At 74.4% G+C, this 19,773-nt stretch carries 17 protein-coding genes; 9 read left to right on the top strand and 8 right to left on the bottom strand.

Going from position 1 to position 19,773, the window contains the following annotated elements; translation table 11 throughout:
• Nucleotides 1–253 precede the first annotated feature (253 nt).
• From QBL21_RS15390 to QBL21_RS15370, 5 genes are all read left to right on the top strand, one after another.
• Nucleotides 254–1,879 carry an ABC-F family ATP-binding cassette domain-containing protein gene (locus QBL21_RS15390; RefSeq protein ID WP_407562752.1) on the top strand — a complete coding sequence of 542 codons (1,626 nt, stop codon included), beginning with the start codon at nt 254–256 and terminating at the stop codon, nt 1,877–1,879.
• Nucleotides 1,880–2,004: 125 nt separating this feature from the next.
• On the top strand, nt 2,005–2,790 hold the full coding sequence (locus tag QBL21_RS15385; protein ID WP_407562751.1) for an enoyl-CoA hydratase/isomerase family protein: 786 nt from the start codon (nt 2,005–2,007) through the stop codon (nt 2,788–2,790).
• Between the two features lie 78 nt (nt 2,791–2,868).
• Nucleotides 2,869–3,732: an SCO6745 family protein gene (locus QBL21_RS15380; protein WP_407562750.1), complete on the top strand. Its 864-nt coding sequence runs from the start codon at nt 2,869–2,871 to the stop codon at nt 3,730–3,732.
• A 103-nt stretch (nt 3,733–3,835) separates the two neighbouring features.
• Nucleotides 3,836–3,973, top strand: a complete 138-nt coding sequence (locus QBL21_RS15375; RefSeq protein ID WP_407562749.1) for an LPFR motif small protein — start codon at nt 3,836–3,838, stop codon at nt 3,971–3,973.
• Between the two features lie 143 nt (nt 3,974–4,116).
• Entirely contained in the window at nt 4,117–6,585 is a 2,469-nt protein-coding gene (locus QBL21_RS15370; protein ID WP_407562748.1) for a Tex family protein, read from the top strand.
• A 111-nt stretch (nt 6,586–6,696) separates the two neighbouring features.
• Here QBL21_RS15370 and QBL21_RS15365 read toward each other — a convergent pair whose 3' ends face one another.
• Nucleotides 6,697–7,344, bottom strand: coding sequence for a LysE family translocator (locus QBL21_RS15365; RefSeq protein ID WP_407562747.1), 648 nt, complete (start codon nt 7,342–7,344; stop codon nt 6,697–6,699).
• Nucleotides 7,345–7,426: 82 nt separating this feature from the next.
• On the opposite strand from QBL21_RS15365, the gene QBL21_RS15360 reads away from it, so the two are divergent.
• Nucleotides 7,427–7,882 carry an Lrp/AsnC family transcriptional regulator gene (locus QBL21_RS15360; protein WP_407562746.1) on the top strand — a complete coding sequence of 152 codons (456 nt, stop codon included), beginning with the start codon at nt 7,427–7,429 and terminating at the stop codon, nt 7,880–7,882.
• A gap of 29 nt (nt 7,883–7,911) precedes the next feature.
• On the opposite strand, the gene QBL21_RS15355 is transcribed toward QBL21_RS15360, so the two are convergent.
• Both QBL21_RS15355 and QBL21_RS15350 read right to left on the bottom strand, forming a co-directional pair.
• Entirely contained in the window at nt 7,912–8,613 is a 702-nt protein-coding gene (locus tag QBL21_RS15355; RefSeq protein WP_407566438.1) for a TSUP family transporter, read from the bottom strand.
• A gap of 17 nt (nt 8,614–8,630) precedes the next feature.
• The gene (locus tag QBL21_RS15350; RefSeq protein WP_407562745.1) at nt 8,631–9,185 is read right to left on the bottom strand and encodes a TrmH family RNA methyltransferase; all 555 of its coding nucleotides are present in this window, start codon (nt 9,183–9,185) and stop codon (nt 8,631–8,633) included.
• 131 nt (nt 9,186–9,316) lie between these two features.
• On the opposite strand from QBL21_RS15350, the gene QBL21_RS15345 reads away from it, so the two are divergent.
• Nucleotides 9,317–10,270 carry an FAD-dependent oxidoreductase gene (locus QBL21_RS15345; protein ID WP_407562744.1) on the top strand — a complete coding sequence of 318 codons (954 nt, stop codon included), beginning with the start codon at nt 9,317–9,319 and terminating at the stop codon, nt 10,268–10,270.
• Nucleotides 10,271–10,401: 131 nt separating this feature from the next.
• Here the strand turns inward: QBL21_RS15345 and QBL21_RS15340 are convergent, their stop codons facing one another.
• A complete protein-coding gene (locus QBL21_RS15340; protein WP_407562743.1) occupies nt 10,402–11,730 on the bottom strand; it encodes a M14 family metallocarboxypeptidase in 1,329 nt (442 codons plus the stop codon).
• A gap of 158 nt (nt 11,731–11,888) precedes the next feature.
• Between QBL21_RS15340 and QBL21_RS15335 the strand changes: the two genes are divergently transcribed.
• Nucleotides 11,889–12,689, top strand: a complete 801-nt coding sequence (locus QBL21_RS15335) for a MerR family transcriptional regulator (RefSeq protein ID WP_407562742.1) — start codon at nt 11,889–11,891, stop codon at nt 12,687–12,689.
• A 160-nt stretch (nt 12,690–12,849) separates the two neighbouring features.
• The gene (locus QBL21_RS15330) at nt 12,850–13,884 is read left to right on the top strand and encodes a peptidoglycan recognition protein (RefSeq protein ID WP_407562741.1); all 1,035 of its coding nucleotides are present in this window, start codon (nt 12,850–12,852) and stop codon (nt 13,882–13,884) included.
• 65 nt (nt 13,885–13,949) lie between these two features.
• Here QBL21_RS15330 and QBL21_RS15325 read toward each other — a convergent pair whose 3' ends face one another.
• From QBL21_RS15325 to QBL21_RS15310, 4 genes are read right to left on the bottom strand one after another with little or no spacing between them, the layout of a single operon-like run.
• The gene (locus QBL21_RS15325; protein ID WP_407562740.1) at nt 13,950–16,127 is read right to left on the bottom strand and encodes a 3-hydroxyacyl-CoA dehydrogenase NAD-binding domain-containing protein; all 2,178 of its coding nucleotides are present in this window, start codon (nt 16,125–16,127) and stop codon (nt 13,950–13,952) included.
• A gap of 40 nt (nt 16,128–16,167) precedes the next feature.
• Nucleotides 16,168–17,403, bottom strand: a complete 1,236-nt coding sequence (locus QBL21_RS15320) for an acetyl-CoA C-acetyltransferase (protein WP_407562739.1) — start codon at nt 17,401–17,403, stop codon at nt 16,168–16,170.
• A gap of 14 nt (nt 17,404–17,417) precedes the next feature.
• Complete coding sequence (locus tag QBL21_RS15315) at nt 17,418–18,560, bottom strand: acyl-CoA dehydrogenase family protein (protein ID WP_407562738.1); 1,143 nt, start codon at nt 18,558–18,560, stop codon at nt 17,418–17,420.
• Nucleotides 18,561–18,570: 10 nt separating this feature from the next.
• Nucleotides 18,571–19,710 carry a CaiB/BaiF CoA transferase family protein gene (locus tag QBL21_RS15310; RefSeq protein WP_407562737.1) on the bottom strand — a complete coding sequence of 380 codons (1,140 nt, stop codon included), beginning with the start codon at nt 19,708–19,710 and terminating at the stop codon, nt 18,571–18,573.
• Nucleotides 19,711–19,773 lie beyond the last annotated feature (63 nt).

Raw genomic sequence — 19,773 nt, 5'->3', positions numbered from 1 at the left:
CGGTACCCTCGGCACCGTCGTACCTTCACAGTGCCCTGTAGTCGACGATTGGAGAAGGTGTTGCTCGTCTGAGGTCTCTACGGCACCGTGCCCGCGGCATATCCCGCGTGCGGCACGTGCGACCTCATGGCTTGAGCCACCTTCCTGTCCTACAGGGCGCCCAGCCCCGCCCTCGTTCCACCCGGCTCTCCCAGGTCGCCGTCCGGTGCCGACGCCGCCCCGTCGCACCCCCACGACCTCACCGGGAGAAGCCATGTCATTTCCCTCCACGCCACACGCCGCCGCCTCCGTCACCTGCACCGGGCTGGCCTTCACCTGGCCGGACGGCACGACCGTCTTCGAGGGCCTCGACCTCGTCGTCGGCCCCGGCCGCACCGGGCTGATCGGCCGCAACGGCACGGGCAAGTCCACGCTGCTGAGGCTGATGGCCGGGGAGCTGGCCCCCGCCGCCGGCACGGTCAGGGCCGCGGGCACCGTCGGCTACCTGCCGCAGAACCTCGTGCTCGACACCGCCGCGCGGGTCGACGAGGTGCTGGGCATCGACGGTGTGCGGCGCGCGCTGCACGCCATCGAGTCGGGCGACGTCGCCGAGGAGCACTTCACGGCCGTCGGCGACGACTGGGACGTCGAGGAGCGCGCCCGCGCCACCCTCGACCAGCTCGGCCTGGCGCACGTCGGCCTCGACCGCACCATCGGCGAGGTCTCCGGCGGCGAGTCGGTGCTGCTGCGGCTCGCCGCGCTGCTCATGCAGCGGCCCGAGGTGCTGCTGCTGGACGAGCCGACGAACAACCTCGACCTGAAGGCCCGCCGCCGGCTGTACGCGGCCGTGGAGTCCTGGCCGGGCGTGATGGTGATCGTCAGCCACGACCGCGAGCTGCTCGACCGCGTCGACCAGGTCGCCGACCTGCGGGACGGCGAGGTCGCCTGGTACGGCGGCAACTTCACGGCGTACGAGGAGGCGCTGGCCGTCGAGCAGGAGGCCGCCGAGCGGACGGTGCGCTCCGCGGAGGCGGACCTCAAGCGGCAGAAGCGCGAGCTGGCCGACGCGCACGAGAAGCTCAGCAAGCGCAAGCGGTACGCCGACAAGCAGTTCGCGAACAAGCGCGAGCCGAAGATCATCATGAACGCGCGCAAGCGGGAGGCCCAGGTCTCCGCCGGCAAGCACCGCATCATGCACGAGGAGCGGCTGAAGGACGCCAGGGAGCGCCTGGACGAGGCGGAGGCGGCGGTACGGGACGACGACGAGATCCGCGTCGACCTGTCGTACACCGCCGTGCCCGCCGGTCGGGACGTGCTGATGCTGCGCGATCTGGAGCTGCGCTACGGCGGGCGGGTCGAGGCGCTCCAGGTGCGCGGCCCGGAGCGGATCGCGCTGACCGGGCGCAACGGCGCGGGCAAGTCGACGCTGCTGCGGACGATCGCCGGGCAGCTCGTGCCGCAGGCGGGCGAGGCGGCGGTGCACGTACCGCTGCGCTACCTGCCGCAGCGGCTCGACGTGCTGGACGACGCGCTGAGCATCGTCGAGAACGTCGCCCTGCTGGCGCCCGAGGCGACCAACCAGCAGATCCGCTCCCGGCTGGCCCGCTTCCTGTTCCGGCAGGGCCGGGCGGACCAGATCGTGGGCACGCTGTCGGGCGGGGAGCGGTTCCGCGCCACGCTGGCGGCGCTGATGCTGGCGGAGCCGGCGCCGCAGTTGCTGATGCTGGACGAGCCGACGAACAACCTCGACATGGCCAGCGCGAAGCAGTTGGTCAGGGCGCTGGAGTCGTACGAGGGGGCGCTCGTGGTCGCCAGCCACGACGTACCGTTCCTGCGCGACATCGGGATCACGCGCTGGCTGCTGCTGGACGAGGAGCTGAGCGACATCGAGCCGCTGTAGGACCCGCGCGCCGGGCCGCCGGGGCGGCGCGGGTGCCCTGGCCCCGCCCTGCCCCGGCCCGGCCGCCCGAGCGGGCGGGCGGGCCCGCCGCCGGGGGCGCGGCCCGCCGTGAGAGGCTCCCGCCCATGAGCGAAGGCGAGCTGCGGTGCGGCGTCGACGGCGGCGTGGCGAGCGTGGTCATCAGCAACCCGGCCAAGCGCAATGCGATGACGCCGGAGATGTGGCGCGCGCTGCCGGGGCTGCTCGCGGGGCTCGCGGCCGACCGGGCGGTGCGCGCGCTGGTGCTCACCGGCGCGGGCGGCACGTTCTGCGCGGGGGCCGACATCGGCTCGCTGCGGGCGGGCAGCGAGGGCACGCAGGGTCTCGCCGAAGCCGCCGAGGAGGCGCTCGCCGCCTTCCCCAAGCCGTCGCTCGCGGTGGTGCGCGGGCACTGCGTGGGCGGTGGCTGCCAGCTCGCGGCGGCCTGCGACCTGCGGTTCGCCGCCGGGGACGCGCTGTTCGGGGTCACCCCCGCCAGGCTGGGCATCGTCTACCCGGCCGGCGCGACGCGCCGGCTGGTGCGGCTGGTGGGCCCGGCGACGGCGAAGTACCTGCTGTTCTCGGCCGACTTGATCGACGCGGCCCGGGCGCTGCGCACCGGCCTGGTGGACGAGGTGCTGCCGGCGGCGGAACTGGACGCGCGGACGGCGGAGTTCACCGGGGTGCTGGCGGCGCGCTCGCAGCTCACCCAGGCGGCGGCGAAGGACTTCGCCGACTCGGCCGCGGTGTACGGGGACGGGGGAGCGCCCGCCGGCGCGGACGCGGTACGTGTCGCGCACTGGGCCGCGCAGGCGCGCGCGGCCGGGGACACCGCGGAGGGCGTCGCCGCCTTCCTGGAACGCCGCGAGCCGCGCTTCACCTGGACCGTCTGACGCCCGCCGCGCGCCCGCGGGCACGAACACACGACCGCACCCTTCGCTCGCTAAGCGTCCGCTCAGTAACATGACCCCATGACGCCACTCCCGCCGCGCGCCGGCCGCCGCTGCCACCAGGTCCTCAACCCGCTGCACTCGGCGATCTACTTCGCGCCGGAGTTCACCGAGGAGTTCGCCGCCCTCGGCATCGACGGCTGGCACGCCGCGTACTTCTCCGCCCGGTCCGCCGCCATGGGCCCCGTCGGCCCCGGCGTGGTCACCGCCACCTTCTACAACTACAGCCACCGCCTGGTCACGGAGCACGTGCCCGCCGCCTGGTCGGCCGCGGACCCGGCCACCGTGCTGGCGGCCCGGCTGCGGGTCGCCGACGCCGTGCTGCGGCGGCTGCTGGGCGAGGAGACGATCGCCTCGCCGGAGCTGGCCGAGGCCGCGGAGCTGGCGCAGCGGGCGGCCGCGGGCGGCGGGCGCGCCGGGCGGGTCCTGTACGCGGCCGAGGCCGGGCAGCCGGTGCCGGACGCCCCGCACCTGGTGCTCTGGCACGCGGCCACCCAACTGCGTGAGCACCGCGGCGACAGCCACAACGCGGTGCTGGCCCTCGGCGGGCTCGACGGGCTGGAGTCCCAGGTCACCCACACCGCCTCCGGCTTCGGCTTCACCCCGGAGTTCGCCCGGGAGTCGCGCGGCTGGGAGGCCGGGGAGTGGGCGGCGGCGCAGGACCGGCTGCGGGCCCGCGGGCTGCTGGCCGCGGACGGCGAGCTGACGGAGGCGGGTACGGCGCTGCGCAAGGGGCTGGAGGACGAGACGGACCGGGTGGACCTCGGCCCGTACGAGCACCTGGGCGCCGCGGGCGTGGCGCGGCTGACCGAGCTGGCCACCGGCTACACCACCACCGCACTGGCGGCGGGGGCGATGCCGAAGGATATCTTCGGCAAAGGCTGACATACGCGGACAGGGCCGCGGGGCACGGATCGCGGGTTGGATGTTTGGGCAAGGCGTGGGTGGCTACCCGCTGTTCTGCACCCGAGCAGCGAGGAGAACAGTGATGCGAGCCATCGCCGACACCCTGCGCATGATCGGCGGCGCCATTGCCACGATCGTGACCCTTCCCTTCCGCCTGGTCGCCCGGCTCTTCAGCGGCGCCTCCCGGGGCGGCCGGAAGACCCGGCGCCGCACCGCCTGACCTCGCCGCCGGCCGGTTCCGGGGCGCGTCCCTTCCACGGTCGGGGACGCGCCCCGGTCGTTTCCGACCCGCCGGGCGACCGGCACCGCTCCCGCCGGTCGCCCGGCTGTCAGCCGGACCTGCCACAATGCACTCCGCCACAGATGACAGAAAGTGGGGCGGACGTGACGGCGTCGGTATCGATTGAGGCCAAAATCGCCGAGGAGCTCGGCGTACGCGAGCGGCAGATCACGGCGGCGGTGCGGCTGCTCGACGACGGCGCCACCGTGCCGTTCATCGCCCGCTACCGCAAAGAGGCGACGGAGATGCTCGACGACGCCCAGTTGCGGACGGCCGAGGAGCGGCTGCGGTATCTGCGCGAGCTGGAGGAGCGGCGGACGGCGATCCTGGAGTCCGTACGCGGGCAGGGCAAGCTGACCGGAGAGCTGGAGGCGCAGATCCGCGCCGCCGACTCCAAGGCCCGCCTGGAGGACGTCTACCTGCCGTACAAGCCGAAACGGCGTACGAAGGCGCAGATCGCCCGCGAGGCCGGGCTGGAGCCGCTGGCGGACGGGCTGCTCGCCGACCCGTCGGTGGCACCGCTCGCCGCGGCCGGCGCGTTCGTGGACGCGGACAAGGGCGTGGCCGACCCGGCCGCGGCCCTGGAGGGCGCGCGGGCGATCCTCACCGAGCGGTTCGGCGAGGACGCCGACCTGATCGGCGAGCTGCGCGAGCGGATGTGGACGCACGGCCGGGCCGCCGCCAAGGTGCGCGAGGGCAAGGAGGAGGCGGGCGCGAAGTTCGCGGACTACTTCGACTTCGCCGAGCCGCTGACCGACCTGCCGTCGCACCGCATCCTCGCCCTCTTCCGCGGCGAGAAGGAGGAGGTCCTCGACCTCGCCCTGGAGCCCGACGCGCCCGGGGCGGCCGAGCAGGAGGGCCCGACGGCGTACGAGCGCGCCATCGCCGCCAGGTTCGGCGTGGAGAACCGGGGGCGGCCCGCCGACCCCTGGCTCGCCGACACGGTGCGCTGGGCGTGGCGCACCCGCATCCTGGTGCACCTCGGCATCGACCTGCGGGTGCGGCTGCGTACGTCCGCCGAGGACCAGGCGGTGGACATCTTCGCCGCCAACCTGCGGGACCTGCTGCTGGCCGCCCCCGCGGGCACCCGCCCCACGCTGGGCCTCGACCCCGGGCTGCGTACGGGCGTGAAGGTCGCCGTCGTCGACGCCACCGGCAAGGTCGCCGCCACCGCGACCGTCTACCCGCACGCGCCGCAGCGCAAGTGGGACGAGGCGCTGGCGGTCCTTGCCGAACTGGCGCGCGTGCACGAGGTGGAGCTGATCGCGATCGGCAACGGCACGGCCTCGCGCGAGACCGACAAGCTCGCCGCCGAGCTGATCGCCGCGCAGCCCGCGCTGAAGCTGACGAAGGTGATGGTCTCGGAGGCCGGGGCGTCGGTGTACTCGGCGTCCGCGTTCGCCTCGCAGGAGCTGCCCGAGCTGGACGTGTCGCTGCGCGGCGCGGTGTCCATCGCGCGGCGGCTCCAGGACCCGCTGGCCGAGCTGGTGAAGATCGACCCGAAGTCGATCGGGGTCGGCCAGTACCAGCACGACCTGGCGGAGACGAAGCTGTCGCGCTCCCTGGACGCGGTCGTGGAGGACTGCGTCAACGGCGTGGGCGTCGACCTCAACACCGCCTCCGCGCCGCTGCTGGCGCGCGTCTCCGGCATCGGCGCGGGACTCGCGGAGAACATCGTGGCGCACCGCGACTCCAACGGGCCGTTCCGCAGCCGGGCGGCGCTGAAGGACGTGCCGCGGCTGGGGCCGAAGGCGTTCGAGCAGTGCGCGGGCTTCCTGCGCATCCGCGGCGGCGACGACCCGCTGGACGCCTCCGGCGTGCACCCCGAGGCGTACCCGGTGGTGCGGCAGATGGTGAAGGCGGGCGGCGCGGAGGTGGCGGCGCTCATCGGCGACACGAAGACGCTGCGGTCGCTGAAGCCGCAGGACTTCACCGACGAGCGGTTCGGGCTGCCGACGGTGACGGACATCCTCAAGGAGCTGGAGAAGCCGGGGCGTGACCCGCGGCCGGCGTTCCGGGCGGCGGCGTTCAAGGAGGGCGTGGAGAAGATCGGCGACCTTCAGCAGGGCATGGTGCTGGAGGGCGTGGTGACGAACGTGGCCGCGTTCGGGGCGTTCGTGGACGTGGGCGTGCACCAGGACGGCCTGGTGCACGTCTCGGCGATGTCGAAGACGTTCGTGAAGGACCCGCACGAGGTCGTCAAGCCCGGCGACATCGTCAAGGTGAAGGTGCTCGACGTGGACGTGCCGCGCAAGCGGATCTCGCTCACGCTGCGGCTGGACGACGAGCCGGGCAAGCCCGCGGGCGGCGGCGGCCGGGGCGGCGGGCGCGACCGGGACCGGCAGGGCCCGCCGCGGCAGCGGGGCGGGAGCCCGGGCGGCGGCGGCCAGGGCGGCGGCCAGGGCAGTGGCGGCCAGGGCGGCGGCGGGCGGCAGCGCGGTGGCGGCGGCCGGCGCCGCGAGGCGCAGCCGGAGAACAGCGAGATGGCGGAGGCGCTGCGCCGCGCCGGCCTGCTCGGGGGCAACGGCGGCAACCGCCGCGGCAAGCGCTGAGCGATCCGCGGGGTGCGGCGGGGCGCCCGGCCGCGCGCCGGGCGGCCCCGCCTTGCCGGCGCGGGCGGGCGCGGCGGCCGTCGTGCGCGGTCGCCGCCCGCGCGCCGGCCGTCAGTGGGCGCCGGCCGTGAAGCCGGCGGTGGCGAGCAGCAGGGCCGCGGAGACCGCGCTCAGCCGGCGGGCCGCGCGGGGGTTCTTGCCGAAGGCGCTGCCCGCGCGGGCCGACACCAGGGCCACCAGCACGTAGGCGAGCGAGCAGTTGACGACGTGCAGCAGCCCGAGGACCGCCGTCTGGGCCCCCAGCGGCAGCGCCGCGTCGGGGTTGATGAACTGCGGGATCAGCGCCAGATAGAGCAGCAGCCCCTTGGGGTTCAGCAACGCCGTGAGCAGGCTCTGCCGCAGCACCGTCGCCGCGCCCGGCCCGGCGCCGGTCTCGGCGAGTTCGCCGGCCGCGCCGCGCAGGCCGCCCGGGCGGCGCAGCGACCGCAGCAGTCCCACGGCGAGGAAGACCAGGTACGCCGCGCCTGCGTAGCGCAGGGCCGGCAGGGCCCCGGGCACCGCGCCGAGCGCCGCCGCCAGGCCGACGGCGGCCAGCACGGTGTGCGCCGCGTAGCCGGTGCCGATGCCCGCGACCGCGTACAGCGCCGCCCGCCGGCCCTGGCCGAGCCCGCGGGCGACGATGTACAGCCAGTCGGGCCCGGGCGTGGCGATGAGCAGCAGGTCGACGCCGAGGAACAGCACCAGCAGATGGGTATCCATGCCGCGAAGGTAGCGGCCGGGAAGGGGCAGCCGATGACCGATCTTCGCTCCTGAAGCCCCGGCGGTAGCAGAATGTGGCGCCATGGACGCCATAGACCGCGCGATCCTGCGCGAACTCCAGCAGGACGGCCGCCTCACCAACGCCGAACTGGCCGACCGGGTACGCCTCACCCCCTCCCCCTGTCTGCGCCGGGTGCGGCAACTGGAGCGGAGCGGCGTGATCCGCGGCTACCGCGCGCTGCTCGACGGCGACTCCGTCAGCCGCGGCTTCCAGGCGTTCGTCACCGTGACGCTGGCCCGGGAGGACCGGGGGACGGTGGCGGAGTTCGAGGGCCGGATCCAGGAGTGCACCGAGGTCGTCGAGGCGCACCGGATCTTCGGCGAGACCGACTTCCTGCTGCGCGTCGCGGTCCGGGACCTCCCGGCGTACGAGAAGTTCAACACCCGCGTGCTGCTCGCCCTGCCGGGTGTGGCCCGGGTGACGTCGCATCTGATGATGAAGACGGTCAAGGAGGACCGGGGCCTGCCGGTACGGTGACCGCCGCGGCCCGGCCCGGCGTGCCCGCATCACAGGCCCAGGAGGCCCTTCGTCAGCGTTGCCGCGCCGCCGGCCAGGCCGAGGATCAGCACCAGCCGGCGCGCGGGCGCCTCGGGCACCCGGTCGCCCAGGGCGCGGCCGATGAGCGCGCCCGCCGCGACGGCGCCCGCGCACAGCGCCCAGGCGTCGGCCGACAGGTCCGGCGGGCCCTTCGCCGCGACCGAGAAGATGTTGATGACGACGCCGTAGAACAGCGCGTTCGGCACGAACTCCCGCACCGTCCAGCCCGCGTTCACGGCGTACAGCGAGACCGCGGGGCCGCCGATGCCCGCGGAGGAGTTCATGAAGCCGCTCACCGCGCCGGCCGTGACCGCCCCGCCGGTGCCGCTCAGCGCATCGGCGCGGGCTCCCGCCATGACGAGCCCGACGGCGGCGCAGACCATCGCGCCCATGCCGGTCAGCACGACGGGCGCGGGCAGCCGGGAGGCCGCGAGGGCGCCGAGCGGCACCGTGCAGACCGCGGCGGCCAGCAGCGGCACCATGGCCCCCGGCCTGACCTGCCGCCAGACGGTGGCCAGGCCGAACACGCTGATGGCGCCGGCGGCGCAGTTGGACAGCCTGACGCCCTCGGCCGGGCCGAGCACCAGCGCCAGCGCGGGCCCGGCGACCAGCGCGAGCCCGATGCCCGCGAGCCGCTGCACGGACGCGCCGAGCAGCAGAACCCCGGCCATGAGCAGGACGTCACCGCTCACAGCAGCCCGGCCAGCCGGTAGAGGACGAGGGAGCCGGCCACGGCGACGTTGAGGCTGGCGCCGGAGCCGACCATGGGTATCTCCACGGCCTCGTCGAGCAGGTCGAGCGCGTCCGGCGGGATGCCGTGCTGCTCGTGGCCGAGGACCATCACCGTGGCGCGGCGCGCGGCGGGCAGGTCTGCCAGGCGGACGGCCTCGTCGGCGAGTTCGACGCCGAGGATGCTCCTGCCTGCGGCGCGCTCCCGCTCCAGCCAGCCCAGCGGGTCGCCGGTCCAGTGCACGCAGACGGGGCGGCGCAGTGTGTTGCCGCGGGCCAGCGCCTCGGGCACCCAGGAGAAGCGGGGCACGACGAGGCAGGCGCCGACGGCGTCACAGGTGCGCAGGAGCGTACCGAGGTTGGCGCCGTGGAGCGGCCAGAGCGGTGCGGCGTAGAGATGGTCCCAACAGGAGTGGGCGCGGGGGCGGCGGCTGCGCTTCAGCTCGCGGGGAGTGCGGGTGCGGATGGCCGGCGCCTCTTGGCTGCGCCGGCGGACCCCCGGGCGGGCGCTCATCGGCGCGGGGCGTGCGCCCCCCGAACGCTTGCGGTACTCACGTGATTCGACATGCGAACAGAATAGCGATCACCATCGGCCGTCCACCACCCCGTACATGCTCCCGGACGGCGGTGCGGCAGACTGCCGGGATGGATTGCGAAGTCATCGTGCTCGGCAGCGGCATCATCGGCCTGACCAGTGCGGTCGTCCTCGCCGAGGGCGGCCGGCGGGTGACGGTGTGGGCGCGAGAGCCGGCGGCGGAGACGACGTCGGCGGTCGCGGGCGGGCTGTGGTGGCCGTACCGGATCGAGCCCGAACACCGGGTCGCCAACTGGTCGGTGCGGTCCTTCGAGGTGTACGAGCGGCAGGCGGAGCGCGCGGCGGAGACGGGCGTGCGGATGCGGACGGGGCTCCAGCTCGGTGCCGCGGTCGCCGGCCTCGGGCCGTGGCGGCGCGCCCTGCGGGAGGTACGGGCCGCGGACGCCGCGGAGTTGCCCGGGGAGTACGCCGTGGGCGTGCGCGCGACGGTGCCGATCATCGACACGGCCACGCACCTGGCCCACCTGCACGACCGGCTGGCCGCCGCCGGCGGGCGGGTCGAGCCCCGCACCGCGGGCTCGCTCGACGAGGCCGGGCGGGCGGCTCCGTACGTCGTCAACTGCACCGGGCTCGGCGCCCGCGAGCTGGTGCCGGACCCGGCGGTGCGCCCGGTGCAGGGGCAGCTCGTCGTCGTGGCGAACCCGGGCGTCGAGGAGTGGGTGGTCTCGGCGTACAGGGACGCGACGGCCACGCTGTACGCGCTCCCCCAGCCGTACGGGCTCGTCCTCGGCGGCACGGCCGTCGAGGACGCCTGGGAGACCGAGCCGGATCCGGAGGTGGCCGCGGGCATCGTGGCGCGCTGCGCGCGCATCCTCCCCGAGGTCGCCGGCGCCCGTGTCCTCGGCCACCGCGTCGGGCTGCGCCCGGCCCGCGCCGCCGTGCGGCTGGAGGCGGAGCGGCTGCCGGGCGGGGCGCTGTGTGTGCACAACTACGGGCACGGGGGCGCCGGCGTGACGGTGGCATGGGGCTGCGCCGAGGAGGCCGCGGGGCTGCTGGCGGCGTAGGACACCGAGCCCCCCGAACCCCCGAACCCCTGCTCCCCCGCACTCCCACCCAAGGGCAGGCGGCCCCGCCGACAACCGGGTCTCCGTACGTCCAGCCGCCGTACGCGCCGGTCCGGCCGCCGGGGCCCCGCTCAGCGGCAGCGTTCGACCGGCCTGCCGTCGGTCAGCTCGTAGACCGCGCGCTGGTCCAGCAGCAGCGGCACCAGCGCGCGCAGCGGCTGCCGCAGCTTCACCAGCGCACCGCCGTCCGGCCGTTCGCGGACCTCGACGCCGTGCAGCGCCAGCTCGTCGCCGACCTCGTGGTACTGCGCGGCGTCGAGCAGGTAGCCGCAGGGCGGGTCGGCGATGACCTGGCCCGGGGCGGGTGGCTCGTTGTCGGCGCCGCCGAGGTAGACGGGGCCGGTGTCGGCGAGGCCGCGGGTGCGGGCCGCGGCGGTGGCGGTGGCCAGCCGGCCGCGGTGGTCGGCGGCGTAGGCGAACGCGGCGTCCACCGCGGTGAGCTGGGAGGTGACGCGGCGCCGGTGGTTGGCGGCGGGGTCGTTGTGCTCGTCGTCGGTGAGCGCGGTGATGCGCGTCTCGACCAGCAGTCCGGCCGCGTGCTTGAGGCCGGCGGTGTTGCGCAGGATGCGCTCCTGGCCGTCGCCGGCGACCTGGCGGACGGGCTCGCCGGTCTGCGGGTCGGTCCAGATGCCGTAGACGCCGCTGCTGTAGCCGGCCTCCTCGACGCCGGGGAAGACGTGGTCCTCGGTCAGGTGGCGGGCCTCGCGGTGGACGGCGTCGTGGGTGTTGGGGTTGCGCGGCCAGAGCGCGAGCACGTCCTTGACGTAGTACGGCTCGGTGGCGTCGAACTCGTGCAGGTCGTGGATGACGTCGGGGCGGTAGTCGCGGATGACGGCGGCCATGGCGCGGCCTTCGGCGGTCTCCAGGGCGACGTGGTCGCGGTTGACGTCGACGCCGTCGGCGTTGCCGCGGGTGTCGGCGACGCGGCCGTCGGGGTTGGCGGTGGGGACGACGAGGACGGAGTTGCGGGCCAGGAAGCGGCGGGTCTCCGCGTCCTTGGCGTACGCGAGGTCGCGCAGGCTGGTCAGGCACGCCTCGCGGCCGGCCGGTTCGTCGCCGTGCTGGCTGCATATGAGGAGGACGACGCTGCCGCGCGCGGCCTGCGCCGGCGTGGGCGGGCCGGGAGCTCCGATGCGTACGAGGTTCAGGGGCCGGCCCTGCTCGGTGGTGCCGATGCGGTCGACGGCGACGCGCCGGCTGTCCTTCGCCACCGTGGCGAGGAACTCCGCCTCCTCCCGCTCGCTGGTCCAGCGGGTCCCGTCGCTCCTCTCGAAGCCGGTACGCGGCGGGTTGGCGGCCTCCGCGGGCGGGCCGGTGAGCGGCGCCAGCACGACGGCCGCGGCGCAGGCCGCGAGGGTGGCCGTGCGGAGCACGGTGACGCGGGGGGCGCGTATGCGCATGGGCGGTCTCCCGGAGGCGGAGCGCGACGAGGGTGGCCAGAAGATAGCGGAGGGTGAACCGCCGCAGAAGCCTCCGTGCACGAAGTCCCGCGGCCGCCGCGCATCCCGGGGCGTCGCGCTCTTTCACAGGACCGGTGAGACAGCAATATTGTTGGACCATGACCCAGGAGACGGAGGCGGCGGGGCTGACCGTGGACGAACTGGCCGCGCGCGCGGGCGTCACCGTGCGTACGGTCCGCTTCTACTCCACCCGCGGGCTGCTGCCCCCGCCGGTCATCGGCCCGCGGCGCGTGGGGCGGTACGGCCCGGAGCACCTGTCCCGGCTCGCGCTGATCGAGGAGTTGCAGCACCAGGGGCTGACGCTGGCGGCGATCGAGCGGTACGTGCAGCAGTTGCCGTCCGGGCTGAGCGCCGAGGACCACGCGCTGCACCGCGCGCTGGTGGCCACGTGGGTGCCGGACGCGGAGACGGTGGTGAGCCGGGCGGAGCTGGAGCGGCGGGCGGGGCGGTCGCTGACCGACGACGACGTGGCGCGGCTGGCGGCGATGGGGGTGCTGGAGCGTACGCCGGAAGGCGGCGGTGCGTACGACGCGGGATCCACGACGGACGGCCGCCCCGAGGGCAGTCCCGACGGCAGTCCCGACCGCGACGCTTTCCGGGTCGATCCGGCGGTCCTGCACCTCGGCGTCCGGCTGCTCGACGTCCCGATCCGGCTGGAGACCGTCCTTGCCGCCCGGGAGGTGGTGCAGGAGCACTCCCGCGCGGTGGCGCGCGAGCTGACCCGGCTCTTCCACGACGAGGTGTGGGAGCCGTTCGGCGAGGCCGGCCCCGATCCGGAGCAGGTGGAGACGATGAAGTCGCTGTCGGCGCACATGCAGCCGATGGTGGTGCAGGCGCTGGTGACGGCCTTCCAGCGGTCGATGAAGGCGGAGCTGCGGGCGTCCTTCCCCGCGGAGTGACCTTGCGCACGTACGCCTGTGACGGGTGAGGTTCCGACCGGCGGACTTAGCGCAACGACATCCGCGAAGTCCGCGGCCGCTCTTGCCCGGAGCCCGACGGTGTTGTCATGCTCATCCGCGTCGCAGTCGCAAACCGCCGTCCGCGCCGAGGAGTTCGAGCATGAGCACACGCCCCCCGCGGGGACGCCGCTGGGCCTTCCCCTTACTCGCCGTGGTGCTCACCGGCGCCGGCCTCACCCTCCCCGGCGCCCTCGCCAGCCCCGAGGCGGAGCCGGACGCCGACCGCTTCAGCCTCGTCGGCATCTCCTGGCCGGCGGGCGGGGGCACGCTCGACGGCACGCCGCAGATACGGACCCGGGACGCCGGCACCGGGCGGTGGACGGCGTGGCGGTCGCTGGAGACCCAGCCCCGGCAGACCGAACCCGGCGTCCCCGCGCCCGCCCGGGCCGCCACCGCGCCGCTGTGGGTGGGCGACTCCGACGCCGCCCAGGGACGGCTGCTCCGCGGCGGCGGTACGGCGCCGCTGCCCGGCCGCGCCCGGCTGGAGCTGGTCGACCCGGCCGACGGGCCCGGGGTGCCCGCCGAGCCCGCGTACACCACGACCGCGACGCGGCCGGCGATCATCTCCCGCAAGCAGTGGGGCGCCAACGAGTCGTGGCGCGACGACCCGCCCGAGTACGGCAGCAGCACGAGGGCGTTCATCGTCCACCACACCGTGGACAGCAACGGCTACTCCTGCTCCCAGGCCCCCTCGATCATCCGCGCGATCTACCGCTACCACACCCGCACCAACGGCTGGAACGACATCGGCTACAACTTCCTCGTCGACAAGTGCGGGCGCATCTACGAGGGCCGCCACGGCGGCGTGACCAAGCCGGTGACCGGTGCGCACACCCTCGGCTTCAACAAGAACACCAGCGGCGCCGCGGTCATCGGCAGCTACGGCTCGGCGTCCGTACCCGCGAAGGTCACCAAGGCGCTGGCCCGGCTCTCCGACTGGCGCCTCGGCGTCGCCGGCCACAGCCGCTCCGGCAAGGTCAAGCTGACCGCGGGGAAGTCCAACGGCAAGTACGACAAGGGCGACGCGACCACTGTTTACCGCGTCACGTCCCACCGCCGGCTCTACCCGACCGCCTGCCCCGGCGCGAAGCTCTACGCCAAGATCGGCACGATCCGCACCATGCGGACCGGCTGAGCACGGGCCACCCCCCGCCGCGGCCCCCGCACCCGCCGATCCGGAGGTGCGGGGGCCGTGCCGGCTCAGTCGTCGTCGGTGAACCGCCCGCCCTGCTCCGCCTTCGCCAGCAGCAGCGCGGGCGGTTCGAAGCGTTCGCCGTACGCCGCCGCCAGCTCCCGGGCGCGCGCCACGAAGCCGGGCAGCCCGCCCTCGTAGCCGTTGACGTACTGGAGCACGCCGCCGGTCCAGGCCGGGAAGCCGATGCCGAAGATGGAGCCGATGTTCGCGTCCGCGACGGACGTCAGCACCCCCTCCTCGACCAGCCGCACGGTGTCCAGCGCCTCCGAGAAGAGCATCCGCTCCTGGAGGTCGCGCAGCGCCGGCGGGTCCTGGTCCGGCCTGGTGAAGTGCTCGCGCAGCCCCGGCCACAGCCGGGTCCGCCTGCCGTCCTCGTAGTCGTAGAAGCCCGCTCCCCCGGCGCGGCCGGTGCGGCCGAACTCCTCGACCATGCGGTCGATGACCGCCTCCGCCGGGTGCGGCGTGTAGCTGCCGCCGGCGGCCTCGACGGCCGCGCGGGTCTCGTCGCGGACCTTGCGCGGCAGCGTGAGGGTCAGCTCGTCCAGCAGCGAGAGCACCTTGGCCGGGTAGCCGGCCTGGGCGGCGGCCTGCTCGACCGTCGCGGGCTCGATGCCCTCGCCGACCATGGCCACGCCCTCCCGGACGAAGTGGCCGATCACGCGGGAGGTGAAGAAGCCGCGCGAGTCGTTCACGACGATCGGGGTCTTGGCGAGCTGCCGTACGAGGTCGAAGGCGCGGGCCAGCGCCTCGTCGCCGGTCTGCTCGCCGCGGATGATCTCGATCAGCGGCATCTTGTCGACGGGCGAGAAGAAGTGCAGTCCGACGAAGTCCCGCGGCCGGGCGACGCCTTCGGCGAGTAGCGTGATGGGCAGGGTGGAGGTGTTGGAGCAGAGCAGCGCGTCGGGCGCGACGACGTCCTGGATCTCCTGGAACACCTTGTGCTTGAGCGCCGGGTCCTCGAAGACCGCCTCGATCACGGCGTCGCAGCCGGCCAGTTGCGCCGGGTCCGCGGCCGGGGTGATGCGGGCCAGCAGCGCGTCCCGCTTCTCCGCGGTCGTACGGCCCTTGGCGAGCTGCTTGTCCAGCAGCCCGGCGGAGTACGCCTTGCCCTTCTCGGCCGCCTCGACCGACACGTCCTTGAGCACCACCTCGATGCCGGCGCGCGCGCAGGCGTAGGCGATGCCGGCGCCCATCATCCCGGCGCCCAGCACGGCGACCTTCGACACGCGCCGCTCGGGGATCCCGTCGGGGCGGGAGCGGCCGGCGTTGACGGCCTGGAGGTCGAAGAAGAACGCCTGGATCATGTTCTTGGCGGTCTGCCCGACGGCCAGGTCCACGAAGTAGCGGGCCTCGATGACCTGGGCGGTCTCGAAGTCGACCTGGGAGCCCTCGACGGCCGCCGCCATGATGTTGCGCGGGGCGGGGAACGGGGCGCCGCCGAGCTGCTTGGTCAGGTTGGCGGGGAACGCCGGGAGGTTGGCGGCGAACTTCGGATTCGCGGGCGTGCCGCCGGGGATCCGGTAGCCGGGCTCGTCCCAGGGCTGCCGCGACTCCGGGTGGGCGTCGACGAACGCGCGGGCGGCGGCGTGCAGTTCCTCCTCGGTCCCGACGACCTCGTGCACGAGCCCGTTCTCCAGCGCCCGCCGCGGCCGGTACTGGGTGCCCTGGAGGAGCACCTTCAGCAGCGCGTCGGTGATGCCCATCAGCCGTACGGTGCGGGTGACGCCGCCGCCGGCGGGCAGCAGGCCCAGGGTGACCTCGGGCAGCCCGATCTTCGAGCCGGGCGCGTCGAGGGCGACGCGGTGGTGGCAGGCGAGCGCGATCTCGTAGCCGCCGCCCAGCGCGGCGCCGTTGAGGGCGGCGACGACGGGCTTGCCGAGCGTTTCGATGCGGCGCAGCGCGCGCTTGACGGCCATGCCGGTCTCGAACGCCTCGCGCGCGTGCTCGCGGTCGATACGGATGAGGTCGTGCAGGTCGCCGCCGGCGAAGAAGGTCTTCTTCGCGGAGGCGAAGACGATGCCGCGCACGCCGTCCCGCTCGGCCTCCAGCCGGTCGGCGACGGCGGTGAGCGACTGGATGAAGTCCGCGTTCATGGTGTTGGCGGACTGGTGGGGGTCGTCCAGGACGAGGGTGACGAGACCGGTGTCGTCCTGCTCCCAGCGGATCGTGTTCGTGTGGCTCATGGTGATGACGTGATCTCCGTAGGCGGGGGGCGGGACGGGTTCAGAGGCGCTCGACGACGGTGGCGATGCCCATGCCGCCGCCGACGCAGAGGGTGGCCAGGCCGTAGCGCAGGTCGCGCCGCTCCAGCTCGTCGACGAGGGTGCCGAGGATCATCGCGCCGGTGGCGCCGAGGGGGTGGCCCAGGGCGATGGCGCCGCCGTTGACGTTGATCCTGTCCAGGCCGACGCCCATGTCGTCGGCGAAGCGCAGCACGACGGCGGCGAACGCCTCGTTGATCTCGATCAGGTCGATGTCGTCGATGCCCAGGCCGGCCCTGGCGAGCGCCTTGCGGGTCGCGGGCGCGGGCCCGGTGAGCATGATCGTGGGCTCGGAGCCGGTGACGGCGGCGGAGACGATACGGGCCCGGGGGGTGAGCCCGTAGCGCCGGCCGATCTCGGCGGAGCCGATGGCGACGAGGGCGGCGCCGTCGACGATGCCGGAGGAATTGCCGGCGTGGTGGACGTGGTCGATCTTCTCGACCCAGTGGTACTTCTGGAGCGCCACCGCGTCGAAGCCGCCCAGCTCGCCGATGTCCGCGAACGCGGGCTTCAGCTTGGCGAGGCCGTCGGCCGTGGTGCCCGGCCTGACGTGCTCGTCCCGGTCCAGCACGGTCAGCCCGGCGCGGTCCGTGACCGGCACCACGGAGCGCTCGAAGCGGCCCTCCTTCCACGCCTGGACGGCCCGCTCCTGCGACATCGCGGCGAACTCGTCCGCGTCCCGGCGGCTGTAGCCCGCGATGGTGGCGATCAGGTCGGCGCTGATGCCCTGCGGGACGAAGCCGACCTCCATGTTGGTCATCGGGTCGTTGAACCAGGCGCCGCCGTCCGAGCCCATCGGCACCCGCGACATCGACTCGACGCCGCCGGCGAGGATCAGGTCCTCCCAGCCGGAGCGGACCTTCGCCGCGGCGATGTTGACGGCTTCGAGACCGGAGGCACAGAAGCGGTTCTCCTGCACGCCGGCGACGCTGTCGGGCAGCCCGGCGGCGATGGCCGCGACCTTGGCGATGTCGGAGCCCTGGTCGCCGTGCGGGCCGACCACGCCGAGCACGATGTCGTCGACGGCGGCCGGGTCGAGGCCGGGGAAGCGGCGGCGCAGCTCGTGGATGAGACCGACCACGAGGTCGATCGGCTTGGTCCCGTGCAGGGCGCCGTTCGCCTTGCCCCGGCCGCGCGGGGTGCGGATCGCGTCGTAGACGTAGGCGTCGGTGACGGACGGCCTCGCGGATGTGGTCACAGTGAGAGCGCCTCTCAGGAGAGCAGGGATCGGCCGATGATCTCTTTCATGATCTCGGTGGTGCCGCCGTAGATAGTCTGGACACGCCCGTCGGTGAAGGCGCGGGCCACGGGGTACTCCGTCATGTAACCGTAGCCGCCGTGCAGTTGCAGACAGCGGTCCGCGGTGCGCTTCTGGAGCTCGGTCGCCCACCACTTGGCCATCGAGGCGTGCACCGCGTCCAGCTCGCCGGCCGCCAGGTCCTCGATGCAGCGGTCGACGAACGTACGGGTCACGGCGCACTCGGTGGCCATCTCGGCGATCTCGAAGCGGATGTGCTGGAACCGGGCCAGCGCCCGGCCGAACGCCTCGCGCTCCTTGACGTACGCCGTGGTGGCCTCGACCAGGTGCTCGGCGGCGGCGACCGCGGCGACGGCGATGGCCATCCGCTCCTGCGGCAGGTTGGTCATCAGGTGGCCGAACGCGCCGTCGCGCTCCCCGAGCAGGTTGTCCTTCGGCACCCGTACGTCGGTGAAGGACAACTCGGCGGTGTCCTGGGCCTTCTGGCCGATCTTGGCGAGGTTGCGGCCGCGCTCGAAGCCCGCGGTGCCGCGCTCGACGACCAGCAGGCTGAGCCCGTGCGCGCCGCCCTCGGGGGTGGTCCTGGCGACCACGACGACGAGGTCGGCCAGGATGCCGTTGGAGATGAACGTCTTGGCGCCGTTGAGCAGCCAGTGGTCCCCCCGGTCCGCGGCGGTGGTGCGGATGCCCTGGAGGTCGGAGCCGGCGCCGGGTTCCGTCATGGCGATGGCGGTGATCAGCTCGCCGGTGCAGAAGCCGGGCAGCCAGCGCCGCTTCTGCTCGTCGGTGGCCAGGGAGGTCAGGTACGGGCCGATGACGTCGTTGTGCAGCCCGACGGCGAGGCCCGCGGCGCCGGCGCGGGCGAACTCCTCGGCCAGTACGGCCGCGAAACGGTAGTCGTCGTGGCCCCCGCCGCCGTACTCCTCGGGGACGGCGAGGCCGAGCAGGCCCTGCCGTCCGGCGGCGAGCCAGGCGTCGCGGGAGACGATGCCGTCGGCCTCCCACTTCTCGTAGTGGGGGGTGACCTCCTTGGCGAGGAAGGTCCGCACGGTCTCGCGGAAGGCCACGTGCTCGGGCCCGTACAGCCGGCGCTTCACCGGTCCTCCTTCAACGGTCCTCCTGGGTGCGGGCCGGGGTCAGGTCGGGGACGTTCCAGTCGCGGGCGACGTCCGCGGCGTCGGCGCCCGGGCGTGCGGGCGGACGGCGTACGGCGCCGGGGGTGGCGGAGAACCGGGGCGCGGGGGCGGGCTGGACGGCGCCGTGGTGCTCGGCGAAGGTGCCGCGGGCGGCGAGGTGCGGGTGGTCGCGGGCCTCGCGCAGGGACAGCACGGGGGCCACGCAGGCGTCGGAGCCGGCGAAGACCTCGGTCCACTCCTCGCGGGTACGCTCCAGGAAGCGCGCGGCCAGGTGCTCGCGCAGCTTCTCCCAGGCGGCGGTCTCGCTCCGCTCGGGGAGGTCGCCGGTCACGCCGAGGAGCCGGACGAACTCGTCGTAGAACGCGGGTTCCAGCGCGCCGACGGCCATGTACCGGCCGTCGGCGGTCTCGTAGACGCCGTAGAACGGCGCGCCGCCGTCCAGGAGGTTGACGCCGCGGCGGTCGTGCCAGGCGCCGGCGGCGAGCATGGCGTGGATCATCGAGGTCAGATGCGCGGTGCCGTCCACGACGGCGGCATCGACGACCTGCCCCTCACCGGTGGTACGGGCGTGCTGTAGTGCGGACAGCACGCCGACGACGAGGTAGAGCGAGCCGCCGGCGTAGTCACCGAGGAGGTTGGCGGGGATGGCGGGCGGGCCGTCGGCGGGGCCGATCATGCCGAGCGCACCGGTGACGGCCACGTAGCCGACGTCGTGGCCGGCGGTTCCCGCGAGCGGGCCGTCCTGGCCCCAGCCGGTCATCCGCCCGTACACCAGCCGGGGGTTGCGGGCCAGGCACTCGGCCGGGCCGACGCCCAGTCGCTCGGCGACGCCGGGGCGGTAGCCCTCGACGAGGATGTCGGCGCGAGCGGCCAGCGCCAGCGCGCCGGCGGCTCCCGCCGGGGACTTGAGGTCCAGGACGACGGAGCGCTTGTTGCGGTTGGTGAGGTCGTGCGCGGGGTCGATGCCGAGGCCGGGGCCGCCGGGCCGGTCGACACGTACGACGTCGGCGCCGAGGTCGGCCAGGAGCATGGCGGCGAACGGGCCGGGGCCGATACCGGCCAGCTCGACCACGCGTACGCCGTGCAGCGGGCCGTGCCCCGTGCTCCCCATCAAGCCCCCAGCGGTGTGACACCAAGTGTGTAACACCAGAGATGATAAGAACACGTTTCAGTG

This window comes from Streptomyces sp. 184 (assembly GCF_045781775.1).
Classification (GTDB): Bacteria; Actinomycetota; Actinomycetes; order Streptomycetales; family Streptomycetaceae; genus Streptomyces.
This window is presented reverse-complemented; position numbering and strand designations above follow the sequence as displayed.

Coding starts and splice junctions, on each gene's coding strand:
- QBL21_RS15370 (WP_407562748.1), top strand. CDS start 4,117: ATGACAGAAAGTGGGGCGGACGTGACGGCGTCGGTATCGATTGAGGCC.
- QBL21_RS15330 (WP_407562741.1), top strand. CDS start 12,850: ATGAGCACACGCCCCCCGCGGGGACGCCGCTGGGCCTTCCCCTTACTC.
- QBL21_RS15355 (WP_407566438.1), bottom strand. CDS start 8,613: ATGGCCGGGGTTCTGCTGCTCGGCGCGTCCGTGCAGCGGCTCGCGGGC.
- QBL21_RS15385 (WP_407562751.1), top strand. CDS start 2,005: ATGAGCGAAGGCGAGCTGCGGTGCGGCGTCGACGGCGGCGTGGCGAGC.
- QBL21_RS15350 (WP_407562745.1), bottom strand. CDS start 9,185: ATGAGCGCCCGCCCGGGGGTCCGCCGGCGCAGCCAAGAGGCGCCGGCC.
- QBL21_RS15375 (WP_407562749.1), top strand. CDS start 3,836: ATGCGAGCCATCGCCGACACCCTGCGCATGATCGGCGGCGCCATTGCC.
- QBL21_RS15345 (WP_407562744.1), top strand. CDS start 9,317: ATGGATTGCGAAGTCATCGTGCTCGGCAGCGGCATCATCGGCCTGACC.
- QBL21_RS15335 (WP_407562742.1), top strand. CDS start 11,889: ATGACCCAGGAGACGGAGGCGGCGGGGCTGACCGTGGACGAACTGGCC.
- QBL21_RS15310 (WP_407562737.1), bottom strand. CDS start 19,710: ATGGGGAGCACGGGGCACGGCCCGCTGCACGGCGTACGCGTGGTCGAG.
- QBL21_RS15365 (WP_407562747.1), bottom strand. CDS start 7,344: ATGGATACCCATCTGCTGGTGCTGTTCCTCGGCGTCGACCTGCTGCTC.
- QBL21_RS15360 (WP_407562746.1), top strand. CDS start 7,427: ATGGACGCCATAGACCGCGCGATCCTGCGCGAACTCCAGCAGGACGGC.
- QBL21_RS15390 (WP_407562752.1), top strand. CDS start 254: ATGTCATTTCCCTCCACGCCACACGCCGCCGCCTCCGTCACCTGCACC.
- QBL21_RS15380 (WP_407562750.1), top strand. CDS start 2,869: ATGACGCCACTCCCGCCGCGCGCCGGCCGCCGCTGCCACCAGGTCCTC.
- QBL21_RS15325 (WP_407562740.1), bottom strand. CDS start 16,127: ATGAGCCACACGAACACGATCCGCTGGGAGCAGGACGACACCGGTCTC.
- QBL21_RS15340 (WP_407562743.1), bottom strand. CDS start 11,730: ATGCGCATACGCGCCCCCCGCGTCACCGTGCTCCGCACGGCCACCCTC.